At 70.5% G+C, this 24179-nt stretch carries 17 protein-coding genes; 12 read left to right on the forward strand and 5 right to left on the reverse strand.

Features of this window, described 5'->3' with window-relative positions; all coding sequences use genetic code 11:
- Positions 1-106 precede the first annotated feature (106 nt).
- The 3 genes from WMF46_RS04005 to WMF46_RS04015 all read left to right on the forward strand — a co-directional run bounded on the left by WMF46_RS04005 (position 107) and on the right by WMF46_RS04015 (position 6521).
- Entirely contained in the window at positions 107-1174 is a 1068-nt protein-coding gene (locus WMF46_RS04005; protein ID WP_437984378.1) for a hypothetical protein, read from the forward strand.
- A gap of 208 nt (positions 1175-1382) precedes the next feature.
- The gene (locus WMF46_RS04010) at positions 1383-2408 is read left to right on the forward strand and encodes a hypothetical protein (RefSeq protein WP_437984379.1); all 1026 of its coding nucleotides are present in this window, start codon (positions 1383-1385) and stop codon (positions 2406-2408) included.
- A 207-nt stretch (positions 2409-2615) separates the two neighbouring features.
- Complete coding sequence (locus WMF46_RS04015) at positions 2616-6521, forward strand: serine/threonine-protein kinase (protein WP_437984380.1); 3906 nt, start codon at positions 2616-2618, stop codon at positions 6519-6521.
- Between the two features lie 132 nt (positions 6522-6653).
- Here the strand turns inward: WMF46_RS04015 and WMF46_RS04020 are convergent, their stop codons facing one another.
- Positions 6654-7358 (reverse strand): hypothetical protein, encoded by a 705-nt coding sequence (locus tag WMF46_RS04020; RefSeq protein WP_437984381.1) that lies wholly within the window; start codon positions 7356-7358, stop codon positions 6654-6656.
- Between WMF46_RS04020 and WMF46_RS04025 the strand changes: the two genes are divergently transcribed.
- The 3 genes from WMF46_RS04025 to WMF46_RS04035 all read left to right on the forward strand — a co-directional run bounded on the left by WMF46_RS04025 (position 7339) and on the right by WMF46_RS04035 (position 11394).
- A complete protein-coding gene (locus WMF46_RS04025; protein WP_437984382.1) occupies positions 7339-7686 on the forward strand; it encodes a hypothetical protein in 348 nt (115 codons plus the stop codon). The genes WMF46_RS04020 and WMF46_RS04025 overlap by 20 nt on opposite strands.
- A gap of 561 nt (positions 7687-8247) precedes the next feature.
- Positions 8248-9570 carry a hypothetical protein gene (locus tag WMF46_RS04030; protein ID WP_437984383.1) on the forward strand — a complete coding sequence of 441 codons (1323 nt, stop codon included), beginning with the start codon at positions 8248-8250 and terminating at the stop codon, positions 9568-9570.
- Positions 9571-9708: 138 nt separating this feature from the next.
- A complete protein-coding gene (locus WMF46_RS04035; protein ID WP_437984384.1) occupies positions 9709-11394 on the forward strand; it encodes a hypothetical protein in 1686 nt (561 codons plus the stop codon).
- A 63-nt stretch (positions 11395-11457) separates the two neighbouring features.
- Here WMF46_RS04035 and WMF46_RS04040 read toward each other — a convergent pair whose 3' ends face one another.
- Positions 11458-12672, reverse strand: coding sequence for a hypothetical protein (locus tag WMF46_RS04040; RefSeq protein WP_437984385.1), 1215 nt, complete (start codon positions 12670-12672; stop codon positions 11458-11460).
- 1432 nt (positions 12673-14104) lie between these two features.
- Between WMF46_RS04040 and WMF46_RS04045 the strand changes: the two genes are divergently transcribed.
- Entirely contained in the window at positions 14105-15628 is a 1524-nt protein-coding gene (locus WMF46_RS04045) for an RICIN domain-containing protein (RefSeq protein WP_437984386.1), read from the forward strand.
- Between the two features lie 398 nt (positions 15629-16026).
- The gene (locus WMF46_RS04050) at positions 16027-17481 is read left to right on the forward strand and encodes an RICIN domain-containing protein (protein WP_437984387.1); all 1455 of its coding nucleotides are present in this window, start codon (positions 16027-16029) and stop codon (positions 17479-17481) included.
- Between the two features lie 101 nt (positions 17482-17582).
- Here the strand turns inward: WMF46_RS04050 and WMF46_RS04055 are convergent, their stop codons facing one another.
- Positions 17583-18362 (reverse strand): NAD(P)H-dependent oxidoreductase, encoded by a 780-nt coding sequence (locus tag WMF46_RS04055; protein ID WP_437984388.1) that lies wholly within the window; start codon positions 18360-18362, stop codon positions 17583-17585.
- A 145-nt stretch (positions 18363-18507) separates the two neighbouring features.
- Here WMF46_RS04055 and WMF46_RS04060 point away from each other — a divergent pair, with 145 nt between their 5' ends.
- Both WMF46_RS04060 and WMF46_RS04065 read left to right on the forward strand, forming a co-directional pair.
- A complete protein-coding gene (locus WMF46_RS04060; protein ID WP_437984389.1) occupies positions 18508-19413 on the forward strand; it encodes a LysR family transcriptional regulator in 906 nt (301 codons plus the stop codon).
- Positions 19414-19751: 338 nt separating this feature from the next.
- Positions 19752-20660, forward strand: a complete 909-nt coding sequence (locus tag WMF46_RS04065; RefSeq protein ID WP_437984390.1) for an alpha/beta fold hydrolase — start codon at positions 19752-19754, stop codon at positions 20658-20660.
- Between the two features lie 116 nt (positions 20661-20776).
- Here WMF46_RS04065 and WMF46_RS04070 read toward each other — a convergent pair whose 3' ends face one another.
- The gene (locus WMF46_RS04070; RefSeq protein WP_437984391.1) at positions 20777-21058 is read right to left on the reverse strand and encodes a sensor histidine kinase; all 282 of its coding nucleotides are present in this window, start codon (positions 21056-21058) and stop codon (positions 20777-20779) included.
- Positions 21059-21172: 114 nt separating this feature from the next.
- Between WMF46_RS04070 and WMF46_RS04075 the strand changes: the two genes are divergently transcribed.
- Both WMF46_RS04075 and WMF46_RS04080 read left to right on the forward strand, forming a co-directional pair.
- Entirely contained in the window at positions 21173-21880 is a 708-nt protein-coding gene (locus WMF46_RS04075; RefSeq protein WP_437984392.1) for a FadR/GntR family transcriptional regulator, read from the forward strand.
- Entirely contained in the window at positions 21877-23235 is a 1359-nt protein-coding gene (locus WMF46_RS04080; protein ID WP_437984393.1) for an FAD-binding oxidoreductase, read from the forward strand. The genes WMF46_RS04075 and WMF46_RS04080 overlap by 4 nt, the downstream gene beginning before the upstream one ends.
- Positions 23236-23292: 57 nt before the next feature.
- Here WMF46_RS04080 and WMF46_RS04085 read toward each other — a convergent pair whose 3' ends face one another.
- Positions 23293-23886: a hypothetical protein gene (locus WMF46_RS04085; protein WP_044963911.1), complete on the reverse strand. Its 594-nt coding sequence runs from the start codon at positions 23884-23886 to the stop codon at positions 23293-23295.
- Positions 23887-24179: the final 293 nt, after the last annotated feature.

Genomic DNA, 24179 nt, shown 5'->3' on the forward strand with positions numbered 1-24179 from the left:
TGCTGTCTCGGTGCCTTGTGACAGCGATGTTCTGCGGCGCTCGCTCTCGCGGACGCGATGCGTCCGGCGCTTGACGGCGTCGGCGATCGCCTGGATAAGCTGCCGCATGAGATCCGCGGCGCTTGCGCTCCTCGTCGGGGCCGCGCTGGGCAGCTTCGATCGTCCCGCAGGTGCGGCCCCGCGCGCCTCGTCGCTCGCGTGGGTGAGGATGCCAGGGGCCGAGGCGTGCATCGACGCGCGGACGCTCGCGCAGGCCGTGGAGCGGCGGCTCGGGCGCGGGGCGTTCGTGCCGCCCACCCGCGGAGAGATGGCCATCGAGGGGCGGATCGAGCGCTCGCAGGAGGCCGGCGTGTGGCGGGCGACGATCCGGGTGTTCGGCGAGGGAGGGGCGGCGATCGGGTCGCGGGAGATCGAGGCCGGGCAGGTCGATTGCCGGGCGATCGACGAGCAGCTCGAGCTCGTGATCGCATTGCTCGTCGACCCGGACGCCGCGCTCGTGCCCCCCGGCGGCGCGGTCGGCGCGGCCGCGGCCACCGCCGGGGGCGCGCCGGGCGCGGGCGCAGCGGCGCAGCCTGCCCCGCGGCCCTCCATCGCGACGAAAGCTGCCCTGCCTCCGGCGTGTCCGCCGGCTCCAGCGGCGCCGAGCGCTCCCTGGCGGGTGGGAGGCGCTGTGGAGGCGATGGGCGGGCTCGGGCTCACGCCTGGGCCCGCGAACGTCGGGGTCGGGGTCCGCGCGCACGCGACGCCGCCGCGCGGGCCGGGGTTCGCGCTGGGCGGCGCGCTGTGGAAGAGTTCGGTCGCGGGCGAGGTGCCCGGATCGCCCGCGTTTTCGCTCGCGTACGGGAGGCTGTCCGTGTGCCCCGTCGAGATCGCGCGCGGCGGGACGGCGCTCTCGGGCTGCGCCGGCGCGATGGTCGGATCGCTGCGCGTCGAGGGACCGGCGGTGCAGAGCAGGTTCCGCCACGAGCGGCTCGTGTTCGATCTGAGCCTCGACACGCGCGTGCGGCGGCGCTTCGTGGGCCCGCTGTTCGGGGCCGTCGGGCTCGGGATCGCGGTGCCGCTCGCGCGCGATGGGTACTTTTACACGGACGAGGCGGGGGAGCGGCGCGACGTCTTCCGTGCGTCACCGGTGTCGGCGATCCTCGACCTCGGCCTCGGCCTCGAGCTGCCGTGACCGGACCGCGTCAGATCATCGACGCAGTGGCGGGCTGAGCAGCTCTCCACGTCGCCACAAGCGCATCGACCTACCCCGCGAACGGCCCCGCGCGCTCAGCGCCCACCCCTGAATCACGTCGTTCGGCTTAACACGTCTTAACGGTGGGCGGCCAGGGACTGCGCTATTCACCGCCGCGGGGGAAAACCTCGCTCTCAGGAGAATCCTTATGATCGAGAAGAGCAATCTGTCGAAGCAACCCTGTTCTCTCCGTCCGTCACGCGCTGCCCTGCCGCGAATCGGCGCGGCGCTGCTGCTCCTCGGAGCCCTCGGCGCCGCCGCATGCACAGCCGGTGCCGGCGCGGACGAAGAGGAGAGCCTCGGGGTGGCGAGCCAGCGCGGAACTTACGATCTGACGAGCAGCTACACGGGCAACGTCGGAGACACCCGCGGCTGGCTCGTCGAGTGGCAGGTACCCCAGCTCCTGAACGCGTCCACGGCCTGGACCGCGGTGGGGCAGTGGTACTACAATCTGGAGTCCGGCATTTACCACAGCCCCGATGGATGGTTCGTCTACTACTTCGGAGATGACAACGGTGTTACGGGGAATCATCCGAGCTGCAACACCCAGTGGGGCTCGGGGGGCACCTGCGGCGGCTCGCTCGGCGGCCTGCAGCCTGGGCAGCAGGTCGTCTTCAAGTACGAGTGGTGCACGCCCGAGCGCGTCGCGAGCGTGACCGGCGCCCAGCTCTGCCTCTATGTCGACATGAAGAACGGCGCCGGCTGGCAGTTCCTCGCCCAGGACGCGCGCAGCACCGTCGAGATGTACGCGCACGACATCGAGCATTTCGCCGACGTGGGCCCGCAGTACCCCGAGCCGCAGGTCTCCTGCGAGGCGCCCATCAAGATGCTTCGCCAGCAGGTGAAGACGACCTCGGGCGCCTGGCAGAACATGTCGGGCGCGAGCACCTGGTCGTTCCACGACGCCGCGCCCTACGTCTACCAGAACAAGAACCTCAGCGCGTCGCCGTCGACCTGGGAAGCCTGCACGTCATCGACCGTGCCCCCGAACGACTGCAGCAACGCGCCCGCGTGGTCGTCGGGGCAGGTGTATACGCCCTCCACGCTGGTCACCAACGGCGGCCATCTCTGGTCGGCGACCCAGCAGATCTGGTGGTCGCACCCGGAGTGCCCGCCCAGCAACCCGACGTTCTGGTGCCCGGCCGAGTGGGCCGACCTCGGGCCGTGTAACTGATCGCGGAGCCTGCTCCACGGGGACGCCAGCGGACGGCGTCTCCCCCTCTCTCCTTGATTCAGCCCGCCCGTCCGGAGCGCTGAGCCGACAGCGCACGCCGCGTCGGCTGCCTTCATCGCCGCGGGCGCGGGCGCTCTGGCGCGCGGCGGGCGCGCTGTTTAGGATGGCGCGTCGCGGAGGCAGGGACGGGTCAGATGGACAGCTCAGATGGACAGCGTCGCTGACGGTCCGGCCGCCGAGGGGTTCTGCGGCACGGACCGCTTCGAGATCCGCGCCCGCCTCGGTGCGGGCGGCATGGGGGTCGTTTACCATGCTCACGATCGGCTTCGCTGCGCCGATGTGGCGCTCAAGACGCTGCTCCGGATGGAGGCCGCCGACATCCTCCGTCTCAAGAGCGAGTTCCGCGCGATCGCGGACATCGCCCATCCGAACCTGGTGACGCTTTACGAGCTCATCTCCGCGCAGGGGCGCTGGTTCTTCACGATGGAGCTCGTCTCCGGCGTGAGCTTCACCAGGTACGTCCGCGGGGGCGAGCTCGCCGCCCCGGCGCATGTCCCGGAGCGGACTTCCCCCGCGGCGGCCACGACCTGTCAGGCGGACCTCGACGGCCGCGCGCCCTCGCCCCGCGCCGACGGCGCGGCGCCGACGGCCTCCGGCGGCGAGCCCGCGTCACAGTCCAAGGTCGACGTCGCGCGCCTCTGCCAGGCGCTCGAGCAGCTGGTGCACGCCGTCGAGGCGCTGCACGGCGCGGGCAAGCTGCACCTGGATCTCAAGCCGTCGAACGTGCTCGTGGACCAGAGCGGACGGGTGGTCGTGCTGGACTTCGGCATCGCACGCGACACCGGCGCTCACAGGACGGCGCTCGCGACCGCCGAGACAGACGCCCCGGTCGCCGGGACGCCCATCTACATGGCGCCGGAGCACATGCGTGGAGAGCCGTCCGCCGCCGCGGACTGGTACGCGGTCGGCGTGATCCTCTACGAATCGCTCACCGGCCGCGCGCCCTTCAGCGGCAGTCTCTTCGACATCGTCGAGGCCAAGGCGTTCGGCGAGCCGCCGCCGCCTCACCTCATCGCGCCGGACGCACCTCGGCCGCTGAGCGATCTGTGCCTGCAGCTCCTCCAGCGCGACCCGCGCGCGCGGGCCACGGGCGCGGACGCGCTGCGCGTCCTCCGCGAGGCGGCGGTCGCCCTCGCGGCTGCGCCGGGCGCCGCTCCCCGGCCCGGCGCTCCGCCGCCAGGCGGCGAGGCGCCGACGCCGCTCCCTCGCGCGCTGTTCATGGGACGCGGCGAGCAGCTGCGAGCGCTCCAGGAAGCGTTCGACGAGGCGCGAGCTGGCCGCCCGGTGGCGGTCTACGTCCATGGTCGCTCCGGCATGGGCAAGTCGGCGCTGGTCGAGCATTTCCTCGACGATTTGCGCGGCCGCCGGGCCGCGGTGGTCCTGGCGGGCCGGTGTTATGAGCGCGAGTCCGTCCCGTTCAAGGCCTTTGACAGCGCGCTGGACGCCCTCAGCCGCCATCTCAAGCGGCTGCCGCGGTCCGAGGCCGCGGGCCTCCTGCCGCGCGGGATCCACGAGCTCGTGCGCGTGTTCCCGGCCCTGCGCGTCGTCGCGGCCATCGAGGACGTCCCGCGCCGCGCCTTCGAGATCCACGACGCCCAGGAGCTCCGGTTCCGCGCGTTTCGAGCGCTCAAGGAGCTCCTGTCGGCGCTCGCCGACAAGGGGCCGCTCGTCGTGTCCATCGACGATCTGCAGTGGGGCGACCGCGACAGCGCGCTGCTCCTCGCCGACCTCCTCGGCCCGCCCGACCCGCCCTCGATGCTGATGCTCGGCGTGTATCGGTCCGAGGACGAGGCATCGAGTCCATTCCTGCGGGAGCTCTTCGGCGCTCCGGCGCCCGGGTGGACGGGGGCCACCGAGCACCGGAAGCTCTGCCTCGGCCCGCTCGTTCGTGAAGAAGCGGAGTCGCTGGCTCGCTCGCTCCTGGGCGGCCACGGCCCCTCGCACAAGGCGTCGGAGATCGCCCGCGAGTCCGAGGGCAGCCCCTTCTTCCTGGCGGAGCTCGCGCTCCACCTGGGCCGCGCAGCGCCGGTTCACCCGGGGCACGAGGACGCCTGTTCCCCGGCGCCGCCGGTGTCGCTGGAGGCGCTGCTCCTGGCGAGGTTCGCGGATCTGCCGGCGGACGCCCGGCGGCTCCTCGAGGTGATCGCCGTCGCGGGGCTCCCCATCGAGCAGCGCGTCGCGCTCAGGGCCGCCGGATTGCAGGGGGACACCGCGCCGGCGCTGCACGCCTTGCGGACATGGCACCTGGTCCGCACCGGCGGGCTCGAGGAGGCCGATCCTGTCGAGGCGTACCACGATCGGGTGCGCGAGGCGGCGTCCGGCCAGATCGAGCCGTCCCGGCTCAAGGACCATCACCGCCGCCTCGGCGAGGAGCTCGCGGCCCTGGGGCGCGCCGATCCCGAGCAGATCGCGCGTCACTTCCATGGCGCGGGCGATCTCGACAGGGCGGGCGCGTACGCCGCGGAGGCGGCGGACAGGGCCGCCGCTGCGCTCGCCTTCGAGAACGCGGCGCGGCTCTACCAGCTCTCGCTCGACTGCGCGCCGGCGGGCAGCGAGCGCCGGCACGGGCTCCTCGTGCAGCTCGGCCATGCGCTCGCGAACGCGGGCCGCGGCGCCGACGCCGCCCGCGCCTACCTCGGCGCGGCGGACGCCGCGCGAGGCGCCGCGGCGCGCTCGGTCGTCCTCGACTGCAAGCGCCTCGCGGCCGAGCAGCTCCTGACGAGCGGTCACACGGAAGAGGGCGTCGCGGTGCTCCGGGAGGTGCTCTCCGAGACGGGCCTGCGTTACCCCGAGACGAAGCGCCGCGCCCTCGCCGCGGCGCTCGTTCACCGGACGCGGCTCGCCCTGCGCGGCTTCGGGTTCAAGGAGCGCGACGCGAGCCAGATCGATCCCGACGAGCTTCGCCGCGTCGACGTCTGCTTCTCTGCGTTTCTCGGGTTCTGCGCGGTCGATCCGGTGCGCGCGGTGGGCTTTCACGCGCAGCACATCCTCCTCGCGCTGGCCGCGAGGGAGCCGGGGCGCGTCGCGCTCGGGCTCGCGTTCATGGCGCTGTTCGCGTCGATCATCGGCAAGCCGGCGGGCAGCTCCGTGGAGCGCGCCCTCGCCGCGGTGACGCCGCTCCTCCAGCGCTCCGCCGACGCGCGCGTCGAGGGCGTCCTCCGGATCCAGCGGGCGATCGCCGCTCACGAGACGTCATTTCGAGAGACGGTGATGCACGCCGAGGAGGCAGAGCGCATCTTCCGCGAGCGGTGCACCGGGGTGGCCTGGGAGATCGGCACGGCGCAGACCATCTGCATGATCGGGCTCGGCAAGCTCGGCGATCTGAGGGGGCTCGCCCAGCGCCTCCCCACGTGGATCAAGGAAGCGGAGGCGCGCGGCGACAGGTATGCCGTCACGTCGCTGCGCACGGTCACGGGGGGCCACAGCCTCGTCGCGCTCGCGGCGGACGATCCGGCGCGGGCGCGCGCGGATCTCGCGGAGGCGCTCGCGGCGTGGCGGCAGCAGGGGTTCCAGCTGCAGCACTTCTTCGGGCTCTTTGCGGACGTGCTCATCGATCTGTACTGCGAGGACCCAGGCGCCGCGTGGCGCCGGCTGACGGCCGCGTGGCCGGCGGTCGAGGCCTCCACGTACCTGCGCATGAGCCCGATGCGGATCGGCGCGATCGAGCTGCGCGGGCGGGCGGCGCTCGACGCGGTCGTAAGCGCGGCGGATCCGGCCCCGCTGCTGCGCATCGCCGAGCGCGTGGCCGGCGCGCTCCTGCGGGAGCGGGTGGGCTGGGCGAGCGCCCAGGCGTGGCTCACGCTGGCCGCCGTCGCCTGGACGCGCGGCGACGCGGCGCTCGCGCGCACGCACCTGGAGGCGGCGATCGCCGGGTTCGACGCGTGCGAGGTCGCGCTGAGCGCCGCGGCGGCGCGCAGGCGGCTAGGGGAGGTGCTTGGCGGCGATGAGGGCCGCGCGCTCGTCCGGACGGCCGACGACGCGATGGTCCGCCTCGGCGCCAGCCGCCCGGATCGGATGACGGCCCTGTTCGCTCCCGGCTTCGGCGGTCGCTGACGCCGGGAGGAGGGGTGCCCGATCCAGCGCGACGGCCTCGCGGTGAGCTCGACGAGCTCGTCGTTCGGCCGGCAGCTCGGGTCGGCTCATGGCGTTGTCGGCCGGGAGGCGGCGCGCGCCGGGTTGCCTGCGTCAGGGCGTCAGGGCGAAGCAGTAGATCCCGCCGTAGCCGCCGCCGCCGCCGACGGTGTTCGAGCCCGGCGCGGGGCCTCCCGCGTCCACGAGATTGACCCCCGGCGCGCACCCCGGTGCATTGTGGACCGTTATCCAGTGGGCCCAGCCCCCGCCCCCGCCGGGTCCGCCGCCGGTTCCCCTTGGCCACGAGTGTCCAACCTGCGGTGTCCCCTCGGCCCTGTCTCCCGTCTTGGCCGTCCAGTCCTTGCACGTCGCGTTGGCGCCCTGGAGCTGCCCCTGGGGGTTGGAGCCCGTCAGGGTGTCGTGGTTGTCGACCTCGGGTTGGGCCGGGTCGGGCTGGTGGTTGGGGACGCCGTCCTCGTTCGGCAGATCGTTCATGATCGCCGCGTCGGCCCCGCTGGGGCGCGTGTTGAGCAGCTCCGCCTTCTCGTTCGCGACCAGCCGGCCGAGCCGGTCGTACCAGGGCCCCTCGCCGATCCGGTCGATCGCGTTGACCTGCTTCCCGTCCTCGCCTGCCGTGGCGCTCAGGAACGCGCGCCACATCTTGCTTCCCGCGCCCGGGAGGCTCTTCTCGGCGATCGTCGCGCAGATCTTGTCCGCGCCGCGGAGACCGGCGCCCGGCCCTGTCTCCCCGAAGCGGAGGTCGCCCCCGAAGCCGTCCTGGGAGCCCGACAGCTCCCGCATGGCGGCGAGGCTGGTCACGAAGAAGCTGAATTTCTCGGTCGTCCCGCCGCCTGAGGTGGACGAGGTGGTGTCGCCGGTCGAGGTGGATGAGGTGGTGTCGCCGGTCGAGGTGGATGAGGTGGTGTCGCCGGTCGAGGTGGACGAGGTGGTGTCGCCGGTCGAGGTGGATGAGGTGGCGCCGCCGCCCGAGGTGGACGAGGTGGTGCTGCCGCCGGAGGTGGATGAGGTGGTGCTGCCGCCGGAGGTGGTCGAGCCGTCGCTCGAGGTGCCCGCATCCGAGTCTGAACCGCAGCCGACCACGTGGGAGAAGAGCGCGAGGGTCAGAGGCAGCAGCAAGTGGCGATAAGTGCGTGTCATGGTCTCCGTTTCCTTTCTCGTGTTAAGCAGGAGGGCAGCCGCGCCGCGGTGCGGCGAGGCTCACTGGCATGGGAGGGCGCCGATCGCCGTGGAGCCCACCGCCTTGCGCCTCCCGAGCCCGACGTATCGTTGCTGCCAGCCGCACCCCCAAGGTCGAGCAGGCGAGAGACAGGGGGCCCACAACCCAGCTGAGGGTGCTGGTGTCCCATCCGCCTGGCGAGGGGAATTTCTCAATTCGGCAAATTTTTTGCAACACCCAGATGGATATGTGGCGACGCCGCGGGATGGAGGGTCAATCTTTTTCGCGGGCTCCTGGATGTGATGTTCCGCTCGGAAGGTCGCGCTCTGTTGCGCGTGACACCTTCCGCCACGAGCTCGCTCGCCGTCGGTCGCACGGCGACATGGAGCTCCGAACGGACCGCGCGCGGCGCGTGCTCCCGCCCTCCAGAGCCGCTTTCCGTCATCCAACGCGGTCGTGCCGGTTCGCGCCCTCTGGTAAATTTGGAGCCGAGTTTGATTCTTGGTCCCCCTTTTGGCTTACGGAGGTTCCATGTCCTCTCGTTCCCGCGCGCTCCCGCCCACGCTCGCCGCCCTCGGTGTCGCCGCCCTCGTCTCGCTGCCCGGCCAGGCGCGCGCCGAGGACGATGCTTTTGCCATGTCGGTCGGGCTCTCCGTGTCGGTCTCCTTCGGCCAGAAGCTCGCCTTCGGTCTTGGCGCCGACCTCCGTGCGACGTTCCTCATGGAGGGCAGCTTCGCCGGAGTCTTCGACTCGGGTCACATGGGATTCGGTCCGTTCGCGCAGGCGACATGGCTCGATTTTTCTGCCGGCCGCTTCGCGATCGGCAGCCACGGCGGCGGCGATACCTCGGGCAACTCCGACCAGGTCGTCGCCTGCAGCATCGCCGGTGAGCTCGGCTGGACGTACCGCACCCGCATCAGCGACGAGTTCCCGGCGCAGCACGGCCTCCACGTCGGCGCGATGGCCAGCCTGTTCGAGCCGGTGGTCGTCGATTTTTCGGCGCGCGCGGTCATTCCGGTGTCGGGCGAGCTGTACGTCCCCGAGGGGATGTTTGGCATGGGTGTCCGCGCCAACCGGCCTTTCGGAGAGCGGTTCCATGGCGTCGACGGCCGGCCGCTGCGCACGGCCGATGGCGTCGTGCTCCCGCCGGTGCTCGGGCTGGGCCCCGCTGCGTCGCGCCCGGCGCGGCTCGATCGCGCGACCCGGGCGGCGCTCGCGGGGGCGTGGCTGGACAGCGCGCGGGCCGAGTGCGGCTCGATCCCGGCGTTCCTCGCCCTCACGCGGGACCTCGCGGCGGTCGGCGCGCCCGCGTCGCTCGTGGCGCGGGCGCTCGGCGCGCTCGGCGACGAGGTGCGCCACACGGCGCGGTGCAGCGAGATCGCGAGCGAACTCGCGGGGTGGCGCCTCAGGCCGGCGCTTCTCCCGCCTCCGGCGGCGCGCGACGCGGACCGGCAGGCGGCGCTCGTGCGGATGGCGCTCGAGGCGTGGCACGACGGCTGTCTCGGCGAGGGAGCGGCGGCGGCCCGGGCGCGCCGGTCGCTCGCGGGGGCGAGGGACGAGGGCGTGCGCGTGGCGCTCGGCGAGATCGCCCGCGACGAGGCGCTGCACGCCGAGCTCGGGTGGCGCGTGCTCGCCTACTGCCTGGCCGAGGGCGGGCGCGAGGTGCGCGAGGCGGTCGGTGACGCGATGACCGGGCCGGCGCCGGCGCCGCCGGCGGACGACGTGGAGGTGGAGGGCGAGCGAAAGGAGGTGCAGGCCTTCGGCCGGCTCCGGCGCGCCGAGGCCGACGCCGCCTGGGACGAGACGTGGGCGGCGGCGCGGCGCGACGGCGAACGGATGCTCGTCGCCGCGTGAGCGGCCGCGGCGAGCGCGCCTGGCCGCGAGCGCGCCTCCGAGAGAAACGCGTCGGGCGGAATTTTTCACTTGCGCTGCTTCCGCACGCTTTCGTCTACTGGGACGATGCGCACGTGGACTCTTCACTCTTCAGTGCTGGTGATAGCGATCCTTGCGGCCCTGCCGGGATGTGGAGATGACGGAGAGCCGTTCGAGGGCGTGGTCCTCGGCCTGACCGATCGGTACGTCACCGAGGGCGGCGACATCACCGTGAGCCGGGACATGTCGGAGTACGAGTCCGTCGAGGCCCAGGTGATCGCCGCGGACGGCGCGGTGCGGACGTTCCCGGGCGCGCTGTCGGCCGACGGCTCGCGCTGGGAGATCCCGGCGGTGCCCGAGGGCGAGTACTGGATCGTGACGACCACCGCGCCGGACGAGCGCGCGACGAACGCGCCGAAGGGCCGCGCGATGCTGCAGGCGACGGCGCGCACCATCGATTTCGGTCGCGCGTACTCCGGGCGGCCCGACAACAGCAATGCGACGCAGGACACCGAGGCTGCGCTCACCGCGGACGGGCTCGGGCCCTGGCACCAGCTCAGCTTCGACGCGGAGGGCGCGGTGGTCCAGCCGCTCCAGGACAGGCTCGAGCTCTACAGCTTCAATGTCGACGCGATGGCCTCGCTCGTCCCGGAGGAGGGGACGAAAGGCGCGCCCGCCGACGGGGACACGGCCTGCTCGGGCTGGGCGTTCAACTGGAAGGCGAAGGTCTTCCCGGCGTCGCACGACGGCGAGCGGCCGCTGGTCGACGGTTCCCGGGGCGATGTGCTGCACGTCACCCAGCTCGTCCAGCACCAGGTCGGCTCGCCGCCGGAGCAGGCGGACCCGCACGATCCCTGGTCCTCGTTCACCTACGAGGCGGCGGAAGCGTCGTTCTCGACGCGGGAGGTGAACATGCAAGACGGGCAGGCGATCGCCATCGGCGGCTCGTTCGCGCCGCTCGAGCTGTCGAGCTTCGCGGCCGACCTCAGGAGTTCGCGGTTCATCGCGCAGGTGACGGCGAACGCGCCGGCCGTCCTCTCGAGCACGGTCACCTCGATGGCGATGTACCAGGAGCCCGGCAGCGGCGTGCCCCTCTATGGAAGCACACCCACGTTGCTCCAGGCGCAGGTCACGAGCGGCCAGGAGCCGGTCGACCCGATCTGCTTCTCGACGGACGACACGTGTGATCCCGAGCTCTGCCCGGATGGGTGCAACGCTGCCTTGACGACGTTCCACCCCGGCGACCACGCGGCGACGTACCAGTACGGCAACCCGTACGCCGAGAGAGGCATGGAGCTGCTCGACGTGAGGGTGACGTTCCGCACGCGGGTGAAGCATCCCGTCGATGAGGTCCAGGAGAGCCTGCGCGGCTTCGTTTCTGTCGCCAGGAGCGCCGAGGACGCGAACGGCGCGGCGGTGGAGCCGCTGCTCGGCCTGCCGCGGGACCCGCGGATCGACGGCGTGAGCCTGCCAGTGGACACGGTGACCGAGGGCGCCGGCGCGACACCGACCATCACCTTCGAACCGCCGGACCTGGGCGAGCCGGACGGCTATCACGTCGTCGTCTTCCTTTATGATGACGTCAAGGACGCGGAGGGTAAGGTGCTGAGCCAGCGCACAAGCGTGCTCAGCGTCGACACCACGGCGACCACGGTCGAGGTCCCGGAGGGCGTGCTCGAGAGCGGGCGGTACTACAGCGTGCAGATCACCGCGTACCTGGGCACGCACACGCGACAGGCGCCCTTCAAGTACCGAGGAGCGACGCTGGCCCAGGCACAGACGTACACGGGCATGTTCACGCCCTGAGGGCGGGAGCTCGCCGGGCACAGGTGACAGGAGCCCCGGCCCACCCGGAGCTCGGCGCGCAGCTCAGCGCTTGCCCTTGGCGCCGCCTGCCTTGGCCGCGCCGCCGCTGCTCCCATGCGCGTTCGCCTTGCCGCCGCCGCCATGGTCCTTGTCGTGGATCATGACCTTGGTGCCGCCGCCGCCATGGTCCTTGTCGTGGATCATGACCTTGGTGTTCCTGCCGCCATGGTCCTTGTCGTGGATCATGACCTTGGTGCCGCCGCCGCCATGGTCCTTGTCGTGGATCATGACTTTGACCTTGTCTCCGCTGCCATGGTCCTTGTCATGGATCATGACCTTGACCTTGTCTCCGCCGCGATCATGGTCGTGAACCTTCACATCCACGCCGGCGCGCGCGCCGGCGTGCACGTCGACGTCAGGCCCATCGACGAAGCCCTTCACGAGGATGTTGACCCGCGGCGCTCGCGCGGCCGTCGCGATCACGCGCACGCCCGGCCGGTAGCCCCAGAGCGCCACGCGCGTCGTGCCGCGGAATCCGAGCGCGACCGTCAGTCGGAACGGGTTCACCACCGCCGCGAGCTTGCCCACGAAGTAGAATCCAGCAGATGCCGGCGCGAGGACGAGCACCTCGGGTCGCTCGGCCACGAGACCCAGCTTGAGTGTTCGCCCCTCGATGGCGACCGGCTTGAGGTGAGCATCGAGCACATAGACGCGCACCTCTCCCGTGGCCTCGTTCGCGACCATCTCGAGCCGGTCGTCGCCGACCACCTGGACGGAGCCGCCGTGGGGGCCCACCGTGACCTCGGACACCTTGCTCTCCGCGCTCACCCTGGCGCTCGCCACGAGCTCCGCCGTGCCGCCCGCGGGCACGTGCAGCACGCCGCTCCACGGCTTGCCCGAGATCGTGAGCGTGTAGCTGATCTCCGTCAGGTCCGCCTCGAGCTTCGGCCCCGCCGCGACAAGGAGCCCCGTCCTCGCGTCGATCGCGAGCGGGATCGTCCGCGCCTCTCCGGACGGCAGCTTCCAGACGAGCGTGCCGCCGACGTCCTCCTTGACGCGCACACCGGAGCTGGCGGTGATCGCGGCCTTCACCTGGCCGTCGCCGTCGATGCGCCAGGCGACATTCCCCTCGTCGTGCTCCTCGACCAGCGCCGCGGCGCCGAGCTCTTCGCTCAGGGCCATCTCCGCGCTGGCCGTCGCCGTGGCCTCGCCGCAGGCGGGCAAAAGCAGGAGCGCGAGGGGGAGATACACCAGCGCGGTATGAGTCCTACGGATCATCGGTTCCTCCGTTGCCATCCTGTGCCGCGCCGGCCTGCGCCGGCTCGGTCGTGGCATCCTCTCGACTTCCTGCAGCAGTGCGCCCGAGGGGGCGCCGCGGCTCATCAATCTCGTGGTGGGGAGGTGCGGGACACACCTCCGGGGTATGTGGATCGGCGTCTCAAGGAGGCGTTCCTGAGCTGGTGGTGAACCGTCGCGAGCCGTCGCATTTGCCCCGCGGCTTCGAGGTGCCGGTGATCGCCGTGCTGGGCGGCGCCCGAGGTCGTCCCTTGTCGCGTGGGGGTCGTGCCGAGTGGCCCGGGCCCACGCTGAGCGCGGGAGCAGGGACGAGCTGGATGGTGTGCCGCGGCTCAGCACGCGAGCGCGCTGGCTGGGTGAAATTGTGAATCTTCACAGCAGCGCGCACCTCGCTAGCCGAGCGGCAGGCTGGTCGATCAAAGTTGACATTGGACATGTGAACGCTCACACTGTCGGCCGGTCGTCTTGCTTTTGCTTCGCTCCGGATGGGCCCTCATGCGCATCCAGGAGACGGTCATGAAGTAGCGCTCGGTCATCTCGCTCGTGGCCGGGATCGCGATCCTGGCCAGTGGGGACCGTGGCTGCAGCAACGATCCCAGCGGAGGTAACCCCGGAAGCGACCCGGCATATCCCGCCCAGCAGCAGGAATCTCCGGGGGCTGCACCAGGAACATTCTGGATGTGTTGTACGGCAACGCCGGCTACTCGATGATGAGGTCGCTACTGCTCGTGCGCTTCATTGTTCTGTCGGAGCCAGCAGGCTGTGGCGTGAAGGGGGCCCGTTCGATGCATGGATAAGTTTGATACAGCATCACTTTTCCAGGAGTGAGGCGGATCGAATAAGGTTCGATATGCCGATCGACGTGCAGCATGGCTGTACGACGGGACGGTCGCAGCGAGGGGCTTTATTTCCACGTCTGGATCTCCTGGCCCCCGGCATCTCATCCATTCTCACTCCAGCTTTTCGAGCTCGCTCGCATGCCGAGCGCGGCCGGCGAAGCCCGCTGGTCGCAGGCGATTTTCGACGAGATTCGCGCGAAATTCGCGCGTCTGGCGCGCCGGGCGATCGCGCCCGCAAAGGACTCGACCCCATGTCGGCGTCAAGTCACCACCGTGACTCAGCATCTGAGCTTATCGCACCTTCATGAGGATCCGGCCCGCTCGCGATGCACAATCGGCTTGACGGGCCTGCGAGCCCGGAGCAATAGATTCCCTCTTCGTGTTGCCTGGCGCGCGAGAAATAAACTTATCCACTCTGCGCGCATCTTGACAATCGTCCGCAGCGGCAAAGGCCGGCGCGGCGGCCCGCTCGAGAGTCTCGAGGGCGCGGCGAGCGACCCCGACGCTGCGCAAGGGCGGCGTTGAGCCGTGAGAAGACTCCAGTTTTACTTACTTAAGTTGACGAGGAGAACAAGATGAGACTCGGAACCAAGCAGAGCTTGCTTGCGGCGGCGACGGGCATCCTCGCCGTGTCGTGCGTCATCGGCCCCGACGAGGCGTACGACGCCGAGATCGAGGAGGCGGGCTCGCTCGATGGCGCCATCACGATCGATACGAGCGCGGTCTACACGATCGTCGGTGTCCAGAGTGGAAAATGCGTGCAGGTGGCTGGAGGCAGCACCGCTGATGCAGCGGCCATGCAGATCGCCAGCTGCAACGGCTCGACGCGGCAACAGTTCCGCATGGAATCGGCAGGCGGCGGCTACTATCGCATCCGCAACGTCAACAGCAACCGTTGCATGGACGTCACGGGCGCCTCCACCAGCGACGGCGCCGCGATCCAGCAATACTCCTGCTGGACCGGGACAAACCAGCAGTGGTCGTTCACGGACGTCGCCAGCGGCGTCGTGCGCCTCACCGCGCGCCACAGCGGCAAGTCCCTGGACGTCTACGGCCGCGGCACCGCGGACGGCACCGCCGTGATTCAATGGGCGTCGAACGGCGGCACCAATCAGCAATTCCGACTCACGCCCGTGGGCTCGGGAACCGGCGGCACGGGCGGCAGCGGCGGCACGGGCGGCACAGGCGGCTCCGGCGGCACAGGCGGCTCCGGCGGCACAGGCGGCTCCGGCGGCACAGGCGGCACCGGGGGCACCGGCGGCTCCGGCGGCGGCACCGGCGGCACGTGCACCGCGTCACAACCGACTGGTCGAAACGTGTCGGGGAGCGGCCCTCATCGGGTGGTCGTCGAGACGAATTCGGACCCGGGCATCAACCAGGGCACCATCTTTCGTCCCGCGGATCTCGGTGGAGGCGCCAAGTATCCGATCTTTGTCTGGGGGGAGGGCGCATGCTCGCGAGACGGGCTCGCGAATCAGGCGGCCATGGCCGAAATCGCCTCGCATGGCTACTTCGTGGTGGCGGACGGGACACCGGTCAACAGCCAGCCCAACCGCGACCTCGGGAGCGGAGGCGACGTGCTGCGCGCCTACGTCGACTGGGTGATCGCCCAGAATGAGAAGCCTTGCAGCGCTTACTACCAGAAGATCGACACCACGAAGGTCGCCGCGAACGGCTTCTCCTGCGGCGGCTTGATGGCGGCGGGGACTGCTGCAGATCCCAGAATGACGACCTGGGGACACACGAGCAGCGGCTCTTTCTCGGCGAATCAGTCATTCTACAACTCGATTCACACACCCGTGTTGATCGTCACCGGCACCGCGGATAGCCTGGGTGCGAACGCGAACGGCGCGAGAGACTTCGCGAACATCGCCGCCTTGGGTGATATTCCGGTCATGATGTTCGCCAAGGTCGGCGCGGATCACGGGGGCGATCTGTGGGCCAGGAACGGCGGCGAGTTCACTCAGGTCAACCTGGCGTGGCTCAACTGGTGGCTCAAGGGCGACCAATCGGCCACCGGCAAGGGCGCGCTCGTCGGCCCGAGCTGCCGCTTCTGCACCGACAGAACCTGGCAGGTCTCTTCTGCCAATCTGCCCTAGAGCGACAAACGGGTTGAAACCCCGAGAAAAAACAGGAATTTCACAGGGAGGCGGGGAGTCAGAGACGGCAAGAGAAAGAAATTCATTCTTTCTTCCTCCCCGCCTCCCCGCCTCCCTGTGAAAATTCTCCGGGTTTCAACGTGAACGGTGTTTTAGGGGGGCTCGCTCTCGAACCTCCTTGCTCCGAGGAGCAGGGCGGTTTGACCGAACCTGGCGCACGCAGAGCGAACCTATCCACCCGGCGCGCGTCTCTACATTCATCCGCGGCGGCAATGGCCGGCGCGGCGGCCCGCTGGGGAGCCTCGAGCGCGCGGCGAGCGACCCCGACCTGCGCAAGGGCAGCGTTGAGCCGTGAGAAGATGGCAGTTTCACTTACTTGACAGGATGAGGAGGACAAGATGAGATTCGGAACCAAGCAGAGCTTGCTTGCGGCGGCGACGGGCATCCTCGCCGTGTCGTGCGTCATCGGCCCCGACGAGGCGTACGACGCCGAGATCGAGGAGGCGGGCTCGCTCGATGGCGCCATCACGATCGATACGAGCGCGGTCTACACGATCGTCGGCGTCCAGAGTGGAAAGTGCGTGCAGGTGGCTGGAGGCAGCACCGCTGATGCAGCGGCCATGCAGATCGCCAGCTGCAATGGCTCGACGCGGCAACAGTTCCGCATGGAATCGGCAGGCGGCGGCTACTATCGCATCCGTAACGTGAACAGCAACCGTTGCATGGATGTCACGGGCGCCTCCACCAGCGACGGCGCCGCCATCCAGCAATACTCCTGCTGGACCGGGACAAACCAGCAGTGGTCGTTCACGGACGTCGCCAGCGGCGTCGTGCGCCTCACCGCGCGCCACAGCGGCAAGTCCCTGGACGTCTACGGCCGCGGCACCGCGGACGGCACCGCCGTGATTCAATGGGCGTCGAACGGCGGCACCAATCAGCAATTCCGACTCACGCCCGTGGGCTCGGGAACCGGCGGCACCGGTAGCACCAGCGGCACCGGCGGCAGCGGTGGCTCCGGTAGCACCAGCGGCACCGGCGGCACGGGCGGCACCGGCGGCACGGGCGGCACCGGCGGTACGGGCGGCACCGGCGGCACCGGCGGCTCCGGCGGCGGCGGCTCCGCCGGCACGCGCAGCGCCGGCTGCGGCATTCCCACCTCCTTCACCAGCGGTAACCGCACCATCAACGTCAACGGCACCACGCGCCAGTACGTGCTCGACGTTCCGGCGAACTACGACCCGAACAAGGCGTATCGGCTGGTGTTCGGCTGGCACTGGCGCGGCGGATCGGCCAACGACGTCGTGAACAACGGGTACTATGGGCTCAAGGCGCTGGCGAACAACAGCGCCATCTTCGTCTCGCCGAACGGCATCGACAACGGATGGGCCAACACGGGCGGGCGCGACATCGCCTTCGCCCGCGCCATGGTCGACTCCCTCAAAGCCAACCTGTGCGTCGACACGAGCCGTGTCTTCTCGACCGGGTGGAGCTTCGGGGGGATGATGTCGAACGCGCTCGGCTGTGATATGCCCGACGTCTTCCGAGCCATCGCGCCGATGTCCGGCGCCCTCTACAGCGGCTGCAACCAGTCCAACACCCAGCCCGTCGCCGTCTGGATGTCGCACGGCCTGTCCGACAGCGTCGTCCCCATCTCGGCCGGAAGGGCGGCGCTCGACGTCTTCGTGCGCAAGAACGGCTGCAGCACCGAGACGAGCCCCGTAGGTTCCAACTCGTGCGTCGCCTATCAAGGGTGCCGGGACGGATACCCGGTGCATCGCTGCGAGTTCCCCGGTGACCACCAGACGCCGAGCTTCGCGAGCTCGTCCATCTGGAACTTCTTCACGCAATTCTGACCTCGCGCCCCGCCGACGCGGCGGCTCGGGCAGCGGCAGACGCGCCCGCCCGAGCCGCCGCGTCGCCCGTCCCTCTTCACGCCACAGCCTGCGGGCGAGAACTATGACCGGTGCAGCCTCAAGCCCTGCTGCCCAGCGTCGCCGAGCCCCTCCCTCAGCTTCATCGACGGGATCTCGTAATCGCCGTAGTTCTGCGGTCGGTAGGCGATCGGCCTGTCGACGAACAGCCGCTCGAGGCGCCGATCGAGGTCGATCGCGATCGCCCGGAAACGCTCCTCGTTCATCCGCTCGGCGCGGTAGACGACGAAGGGATCCAGCACCGAGAAGCCGGGATAGAAGAGGATGCCATGCTGGATCGGAAACAGCAGGTCGTCCATCGGCCCGTTGATGCCGCGCTCCGAGTAGTGGTCGGCCCAGCCGCCGGCGGTGAGCGCGAGCATGGCGCGCTTGCCGGCGAACACGCCCTCTCCGTAACGATCGCCCCAGCGCCGGTCCGAGTGCTCGCCGACGCCGTAGGCGAAGCCATGCGCGAAGACGCGCTCGACCCAGCCCTTCAGGATCGCCGGCATGGAAAACCACCAGAGCGGGAACTGGAGGATGACGGCGTCGGCCCAGAGGAGGCGCCGCTGCTCCTCGGCCACGTCCGGCGTCTGCGTGCCATGCTCGAACGCGCGGTGGGAGGCCTCGATGACGCGCAGGGGGGCGCCCGCCGGCTCGGCCGGGAAGTCGACGCTGTCGAGCGCTGCCTTCCAGCCCTGCGCGTAGAGGTCGGAGACGAGCACCTCGTGCCCGGCGGCGGTGAGCGTCGCGACCATCCGGTCGCGGAGCGCGCCGTTCAACGAGCGCGGCTCGGGATGCGCGTAGACGATGAGGACCTTCATGGCATGTCCTTTCCGAGGAGCGTGTTCGTCTCCTCCTGCAGTGAATCAGCGGATAGGCTCGCGTGCGGCCGAGTGGATGCGCAGAAAACTAGGTCTCTCCCCGGCATCGTTGAAGTCACGGTTCTTCTGTGCTGCTATCGACCCGGTGGATAGCAGCCGCCTCGATCTGAACCTGCTCGTAGCGCTCGACGCGCTGCTCGCCGAGCGCAACGTGACGAGGGCCGCAAAGCGCCTGAACCTCAGCCAGCCGGCGCTGTCTGCGCAGCTCCAGCGGCTGCGCGAGCTCCTCGGCGACCCGCTGCTCGTCCCCGCGCAGCGCGGCATGACGCCCACGAGGCGCGCGCTGGAGCTGCAGGCGCCGCTGCACGAGGCGCTGGAGGGCGTGCGCGCCGTGGTCGCCGCCGGCGCGGGCTTCGATCCCGCGACGTCCGAGCTGACGGTCGCGATCGCCGCGTCCGACTACGTGCAATATGCGCTGTTGATGCCGCTCGCCTTCCAGCTCCGGCGCGAGGCGCCGGGCGTGCGGCTGGCGTGGCGAGCCCTCGACGTCGCCCAGCTCGCGGGCCAGGTGGAGCGCGGGGAGGTGGACCTCGCCGTGCTGACGCCCGAGCTCGCGCCCGAGCACCTGCGGAGCAGGAAGGTGCTCGACGAGCGCTTCGTCGTCATCGTCCGGCGCAATCACCCGCTGGTGTCGCGCACCATCAGCCTCGACCAGCTCTGCGCGCTCGACCACGTGGTGGTGAGCCCGCGCGGCGGCGGCTTCACCGGCGCGACCGACGCCGCGCTCGCGGCGCTCGGGCGCGAGCGGCGGGTGGTCCTGTCCGTGCCCTCGTTCCTCATGGTGCCAGAGCTCGTGGCGCGCTCGGACATGGCAGCGCTCGTCCCCGAGCGCCTGGCGCGCGACCGCGCCGACCGGCTGGAGCTCCTTCCGCCCCCCGTCCCCGTGCCGGGCTTCGCCATCGTCATGGCGTGGCACCACAGGACAGCCAAGCACCCGGCGCTCACCTGGCTCCGGGACCGGGTGCGATCGCTCGCGGGGGATGTTCGATGATGGCGCCGCTCGCCGCGGCGAGGCCGGCGAGGCGGGTCGCGGGCTGTCACCCGTTCTCGCGACCGGACCACTCCCTGCTTAACTGGCGCGCCGACGTCGTCGCGGTGCGCGGGCTTCCCGGGGCGCCCACACGCCTGAACGCGCCAGCGAGGCTCGCCGCGCCGCTGAGCGATAGCGACCGGAACGTACGGCTCACGGCGGGCACCATGGCGCTCGAGGCTGCGCTGCACGGCAGACCGACCACGGCGACACGGACCTGGGACGCCAGGCGGCAGGTGGAACGCTCACCTCGTCGATCGCTGGTCGCGAGGTCGCGCATGCTACCGTCCGTTCCGATCATGGAAGGTTCGATCCTTCGGCACATCGTTGCGAACGATGGGACGCGCATCGCGTGGCACACGCACCAGCGCCCGGGCGACGAGGTGCAGCTGCGAGATCGAGCGCCCGTCGTCCTCACGAACGGCCTCAGCACGACGGAGAACTTCTGGAAGCACCTCGTCAGCGCGCTCGCTACGACGACCCACCTGGTCCACTGGAGCTACCGGGGTCATGGGCAGAGCGAGACGGCGCGCTCGGGCGACTACGCCATTCCGACCCATGCAGACGACCTTCTCCGGGTGACGGAGGCGGTCCGTGCTCGCAGCACGTTCGCCGGCGCGCCGGTGCACATCGCCTTTTCCATGGGCGTCACGGTGCTGCTCGAGCTCTATCGCTGCCGCCCTGATCTCGTGCGCGCGATGGTGCTCATCGCCGGCGGCGCCGATCACCCCTACGCGTCGAGCGCCGCCTTCCGGATCCCCGGCGCGCGCGCGGCCCTCCGTGCGGCGCTGCGGACGGCGGCCCCCATCGTTCCTCGCATGGCGCCGGTCGTGCGCCGCGTCACGGCGTCCAGCGCCCTCTTCCCCCTGGGCCAGGCCGCGGGCGTCTTCGGGCCCGAGGCGCCGCGGGAGGAGCTGGAGCATTTCCTCCGCGCCGTCGGGACCATGGACCTCCGCGCTTACTGGGAGTCTCTGCGGTCGTTGATGGCGGCACGCGCGTCGGACGTCCTCCCCCACGTGCGGGTGCCGGTCCTGGTGATCGCGCCCGAGCGCGACGTGATGGCCCTGCGGGCCGATCTCGACATGCTGCGCCGCCTCATCCCGGGTGCCGAGTGGATGATCGTGCCCCGCACAGGCCACGCGATGCTCCTCGAGGCAGGGGGCGCGGTATCGGCCCGCATCCAGGAGTTCTTGCTCGGCCTGCAGTAGCCAAGAGCCCGCGGGGCAAGCTCCCGCCACCTGCACAGCCGCCTCGCCTGTCGCCGTTCCCTCCTCGCGCGGCATCGCAGCTGCGTGAAGCGAGGCGTCCGGATGAGGGCGGGCGACTACACCGACCCGAGGTCGCTGGGAGAGGCGTTCGCCGGCGGAGACGAGCTGCCGGTGGTGTCCGGGATCGTGAAATACAACGTGCTGCCCTCGCCGAGCCTGCTCTCCACCCAGATCCTGCCGCCGTGAGCCTCGACGATGCTCCTGCAGATGTAGAGGCCGAGGCCCAGGCCTCTCCTGTCCTTCCCACCGGCCTGCCAGAATCGCTCGAAGACGAGCTCCAGGAGGTCGTCGGGTATTCCAGGGCCGGTGTCGCTCACCGACAAGCGAAGCTCGCGCATGCAAGCCGGGCCAGCGGGCTTCCGATCGCCTCGTAAACCTGACCGGCATGGATTCCCGATTCTGTCTTGACGGCGAGGATTGTCGCCGGTACGTTGGTCTGACCAACTGACAGCATGACCAATTCGCCCCGCTTCCGGACGGTGTCCCGTTCGGCGATCTACGTCGACGTCGCCGATCAGATCCGCGACGCGATCCTCAATCGCTCGCTGTCGTCAGGCGAGCGCCTCCCGCCCGAGCGCGAGCTCGCGCAGCAGTTCGGGGTCAGCCGCGCGACCATCCGCGAGGCGCTCCGCCACCTCCAGGCGCAGGGGCTGCTCGCGTCGCGCGGCCGGACCTCGCCGATGCAGGCCGCGAGCCCTGACGCGGCGGTCGACCGCTTCTGCGAGGCGCTCACCCACGTGGTCCAGCTCCGGAATGTGTCGCTCCCGGACCTCATCGAGCTGCGCGTCGCGATCGAGACCGCCGCGATGACCCGCTCGGCGGCGGCGCCTGTCGCAGTTCACCTCGACGAGGCGCGCGCCGCGCTCGAGGCGATGGAGCGGGAGCAGATCTCGCCCACCGAGTTCCACGACGTCGATATCGCATTCCACGTCGCGCTGGTCGCGGCCTCTGGCAACCAGGCGCTCGCCCTCGTGATGGTCGCGGTCAAGGACAGCATCCGGCTCCACCTCGAAGAGGCGCTGAGGCCGCGCTCGTTCGCGGCGATCCGCCCGCGGGTGGTCGAGGAGCACCGGGCGCTCCTGCGCGCGATCGAGCGCGGTAACGCGAAGTCGGCAGCGACGCTCCTCAGGGCGCACCTCTCGGAGTTCTACGGCACATGAACCCGCTCGACGAACTTGCACTTATCCTGGGCGACGGCCTGGTGACGGATCGGGACATCCTGGAGGGCTATCGCCGCGATCAGGCCCTCTGGGCGCCTGGCGGCTGGCCGGTCGCGGTGGCGCGGCCTGCCTCGACCTCCCAGGTGCAGGCGCTGGCGCAGTGGGCGACCCGGCACCGCACCGCGCTGGTGCCGCGCGGCGCCGGGACCGGGGTGGCCGGCGGGGCGACCGCCAGCGACGGCTGCGTGGTGCTGAGCTTCGAGCGCATGAACCGGATCCTCGCGATCGACGAGGCGGCGATGCTCGCCGTCGTCCAGCCGGGGGTGCTCAACGGCGAGCTCAAGGCCGCCGCGCACGAACGGGGGCTGTGGTATCCGCCCGACCCGTCGAGCTACGCCGTCTCGACCCTCGGCGGCAATGTCGCCACCAATGCCGGCGGCCTGTGCTGCGTGAAGTACGGTGTCACATCCGATTACGTGCTCGCCCTCGAGGCGGTCCTCGCCGACGGGACGGCGCTCCGCACGGGCGGCCGGAGCCGCAAGGACGTCGCGGGCTACGATCTGACGCGGCTCCTTGTCGGCTCCGAGGGCACCCTCGCGCTGATCACCGAGATCACGCTGCGCCTGCGGCGGCGGCCCCCGCCGGCGACCACGCTCGTCGCGACGTTCACCTCGCTCGAGGCCTCGGGCCGGGCGGTCGCGGCGATCGTCCGGTCGGTCGACGCGTCGATGCTCGAGATCATGGACCGCACGACCCTCCGCGCCGTCGAGCGCTACCGCCCGCTCGGCCTCGACACCGAGGCTGCCGCGATGCTGATCGCGCAGAGCGACGCGCCCGGGGCCGCCGAGCTCTCCTGCATGCAGGAGGCCTGCGAGGCCGCCGGCGGGACGGTGGTCGCCACCACCGACGACGAGAGCGAAGGGCAGATGATGCTCACCGCGCGCCGCCTCGCGCTCACGGCGCTCGCGGAGCTCGGCACGGTGCTCGTCGACGACGTCGCCGTGCCGCTGCCGCAGCTGCCGGAGATGTTCCGTCGAATCGAGGCGATCGCCGCCGCGACGCAGACCACCATCGCGACGGTGGCGCACGCGGGCGACGGCAACCTTCACCCTCTTGTCGTGTTCGATGGAAGCGACGCCGCGGCCGAGGCGCGCGCGGTCGCGGCCTTCAACGATGTGATGGCTCAGGCGCTCGAGCTCGGCGGCACGATCACCGGCGAGCACGGCGTCGGCACGCTCAAGCGCGGCTTCCTTGCCCGCCAGCTCGGCGCGGCGTCGCTCGAGCTGCACCGCCGCATCAAACACGCCTTCGACCCGGGCGGCATCCTCAACCCCGGAAAGGTGATCGACGGCTGACGTGGCGTGATGTCCGCGCAGCGCGGCGGCGCCTCGCGCTGCGCGGCGCCGCCGCGATCAGAGCCCGGTGTAGATGGTGGCGAAGGAGGCCGCCTCGCCGCGGAGCAGCAGGCTGAGACGCGGGTTCGGCACCTTGAAGGTGTGAATCTTGGCGTTCCGCACGTCGAGCACCGCGAAGGCGCCGCCCGGCGTGCTCTCCGCGAGCCCGTTCATCAGCAGGTTCAGCACGACCGAGACGCGCTTGGACGACAGCGGCTCCCCGCGGAAATACATCTTGATGACGTGGGGCGTCCCGTCGATGACGAGCCCGAGCTCCGGATTGACGTTGATCTCGAGATCGCCCAGGCGGTACGTCGACGCCGGCGGCTCGAACCACGTCATCTTCGCCGAGGCGAGGAACTTGCGATATCCATTCACCACCGACGGGTAGATGCGGCGGCGCCGCTCGTCGTGCTGCGCGGCCAGGAAGCCGTCGAGCACGCTGGTGGGCTTTCCGCTCCTGTGCATGTCGACGATCGCCTCTCGCACCTGCCTGTAAAAGTCCGTGTAGAGCTCGTCCTTCCGTTCCTTGAACTCCCTGACGCCGGTCAGCTTGGGCGTCCCGGCCTTGAGGACGAAGTCGACAAAGTACGTGAGCGAGATCTTTTCCATGAAGTCTCCTGCAAAACGAAGCATTCGGGCGCGCCACTGACACGCGTCGTACGAGAGACACGCCGTCGCGCCGCGTCCTTGGTGTCTACCATGGATAGTCATCTTCGACCCGTCAGGAAAGGGATCGGTCGGACGGACATTGTCCCAACCTGTCGAGGGCGGACGGACGCGCCGCTTGTCGAAAAATGTTTGTAATTACGAGTATTTACGCGTGTGGTCGGGCGCGGTTCCCCCGGCGGCGCGGGGCCCCTCCTTGCCGCGCGAGTGGCCATGACGAGAGGAGGCGCGCGCGG

Origin of the sequence: Sorangium sp. So ce117 (assembly GCF_051524395.1) — a bacterium.
GTDB classification, from domain to species: Bacteria; Myxococcota_A; Polyangia; order Polyangiales; family Polyangiaceae; genus Sorangium; species Sorangium cellulosum_B.

Bases quoted from the DNA above. Each gene is read 5' to 3' on its own strand.
- WMF46_RS04005 (WP_437984378.1), top strand. From the start codon at position 107: ATGAGATCCGCGGCGCTTGCGCTCCTCGTCGGGGCCGCGCTGGGCAGC.
- WMF46_RS04010 (WP_437984379.1), top strand. From the start codon at position 1,383: ATGATCGAGAAGAGCAATCTGTCGAAGCAACCCTGTTCTCTCCGTCCG.
- WMF46_RS04015 (WP_437984380.1), top strand. From the start codon at position 2,616: ATGGACAGCGTCGCTGACGGTCCGGCCGCCGAGGGGTTCTGCGGCACG.
- WMF46_RS04025 (WP_437984382.1), top strand. From the start codon at position 7,339: ATGGCGGCGAGGCTGGTCACGAAGAAGCTGAATTTCTCGGTCGTCCCG.
- WMF46_RS04030 (WP_437984383.1), top strand. From the start codon at position 8,248: ATGTCCTCTCGTTCCCGCGCGCTCCCGCCCACGCTCGCCGCCCTCGGT.
- WMF46_RS04040 (WP_437984385.1), bottom strand. From the start codon at position 12,672: ATGATCCGTAGGACTCATACCGCGCTGGTGTATCTCCCCCTCGCGCTC.
- WMF46_RS04045 (WP_437984386.1), top strand. From the start codon at position 14,105: ATGAGACTCGGAACCAAGCAGAGCTTGCTTGCGGCGGCGACGGGCATC.
- WMF46_RS04050 (WP_437984387.1), top strand. From the start codon at position 16,027: ATGAGATTCGGAACCAAGCAGAGCTTGCTTGCGGCGGCGACGGGCATC.
- WMF46_RS04055 (WP_437984388.1), bottom strand. From the start codon at position 18,362: ATGAAGGTCCTCATCGTCTACGCGCATCCCGAGCCGCGCTCGTTGAAC.
- WMF46_RS04065 (WP_437984390.1), top strand. From the start codon at position 19,752: ATGGAAGGTTCGATCCTTCGGCACATCGTTGCGAACGATGGGACGCGC.
- WMF46_RS04070 (WP_437984391.1), bottom strand. From the start codon at position 21,058: ATGCGCGAGCTTCGCTTGTCGGTGAGCGACACCGGCCCTGGAATACCC.
- WMF46_RS04075 (WP_437984392.1), top strand. From the start codon at position 21,173: ATGACCAATTCGCCCCGCTTCCGGACGGTGTCCCGTTCGGCGATCTAC.
- WMF46_RS04080 (WP_437984393.1), top strand. From the start codon at position 21,877: ATGAACCCGCTCGACGAACTTGCACTTATCCTGGGCGACGGCCTGGTG.
- WMF46_RS04085 (WP_044963911.1), bottom strand. From the start codon at position 23,886: ATGGAAAAGATCTCGCTCACGTACTTTGTCGACTTCGTCCTCAAGGCC.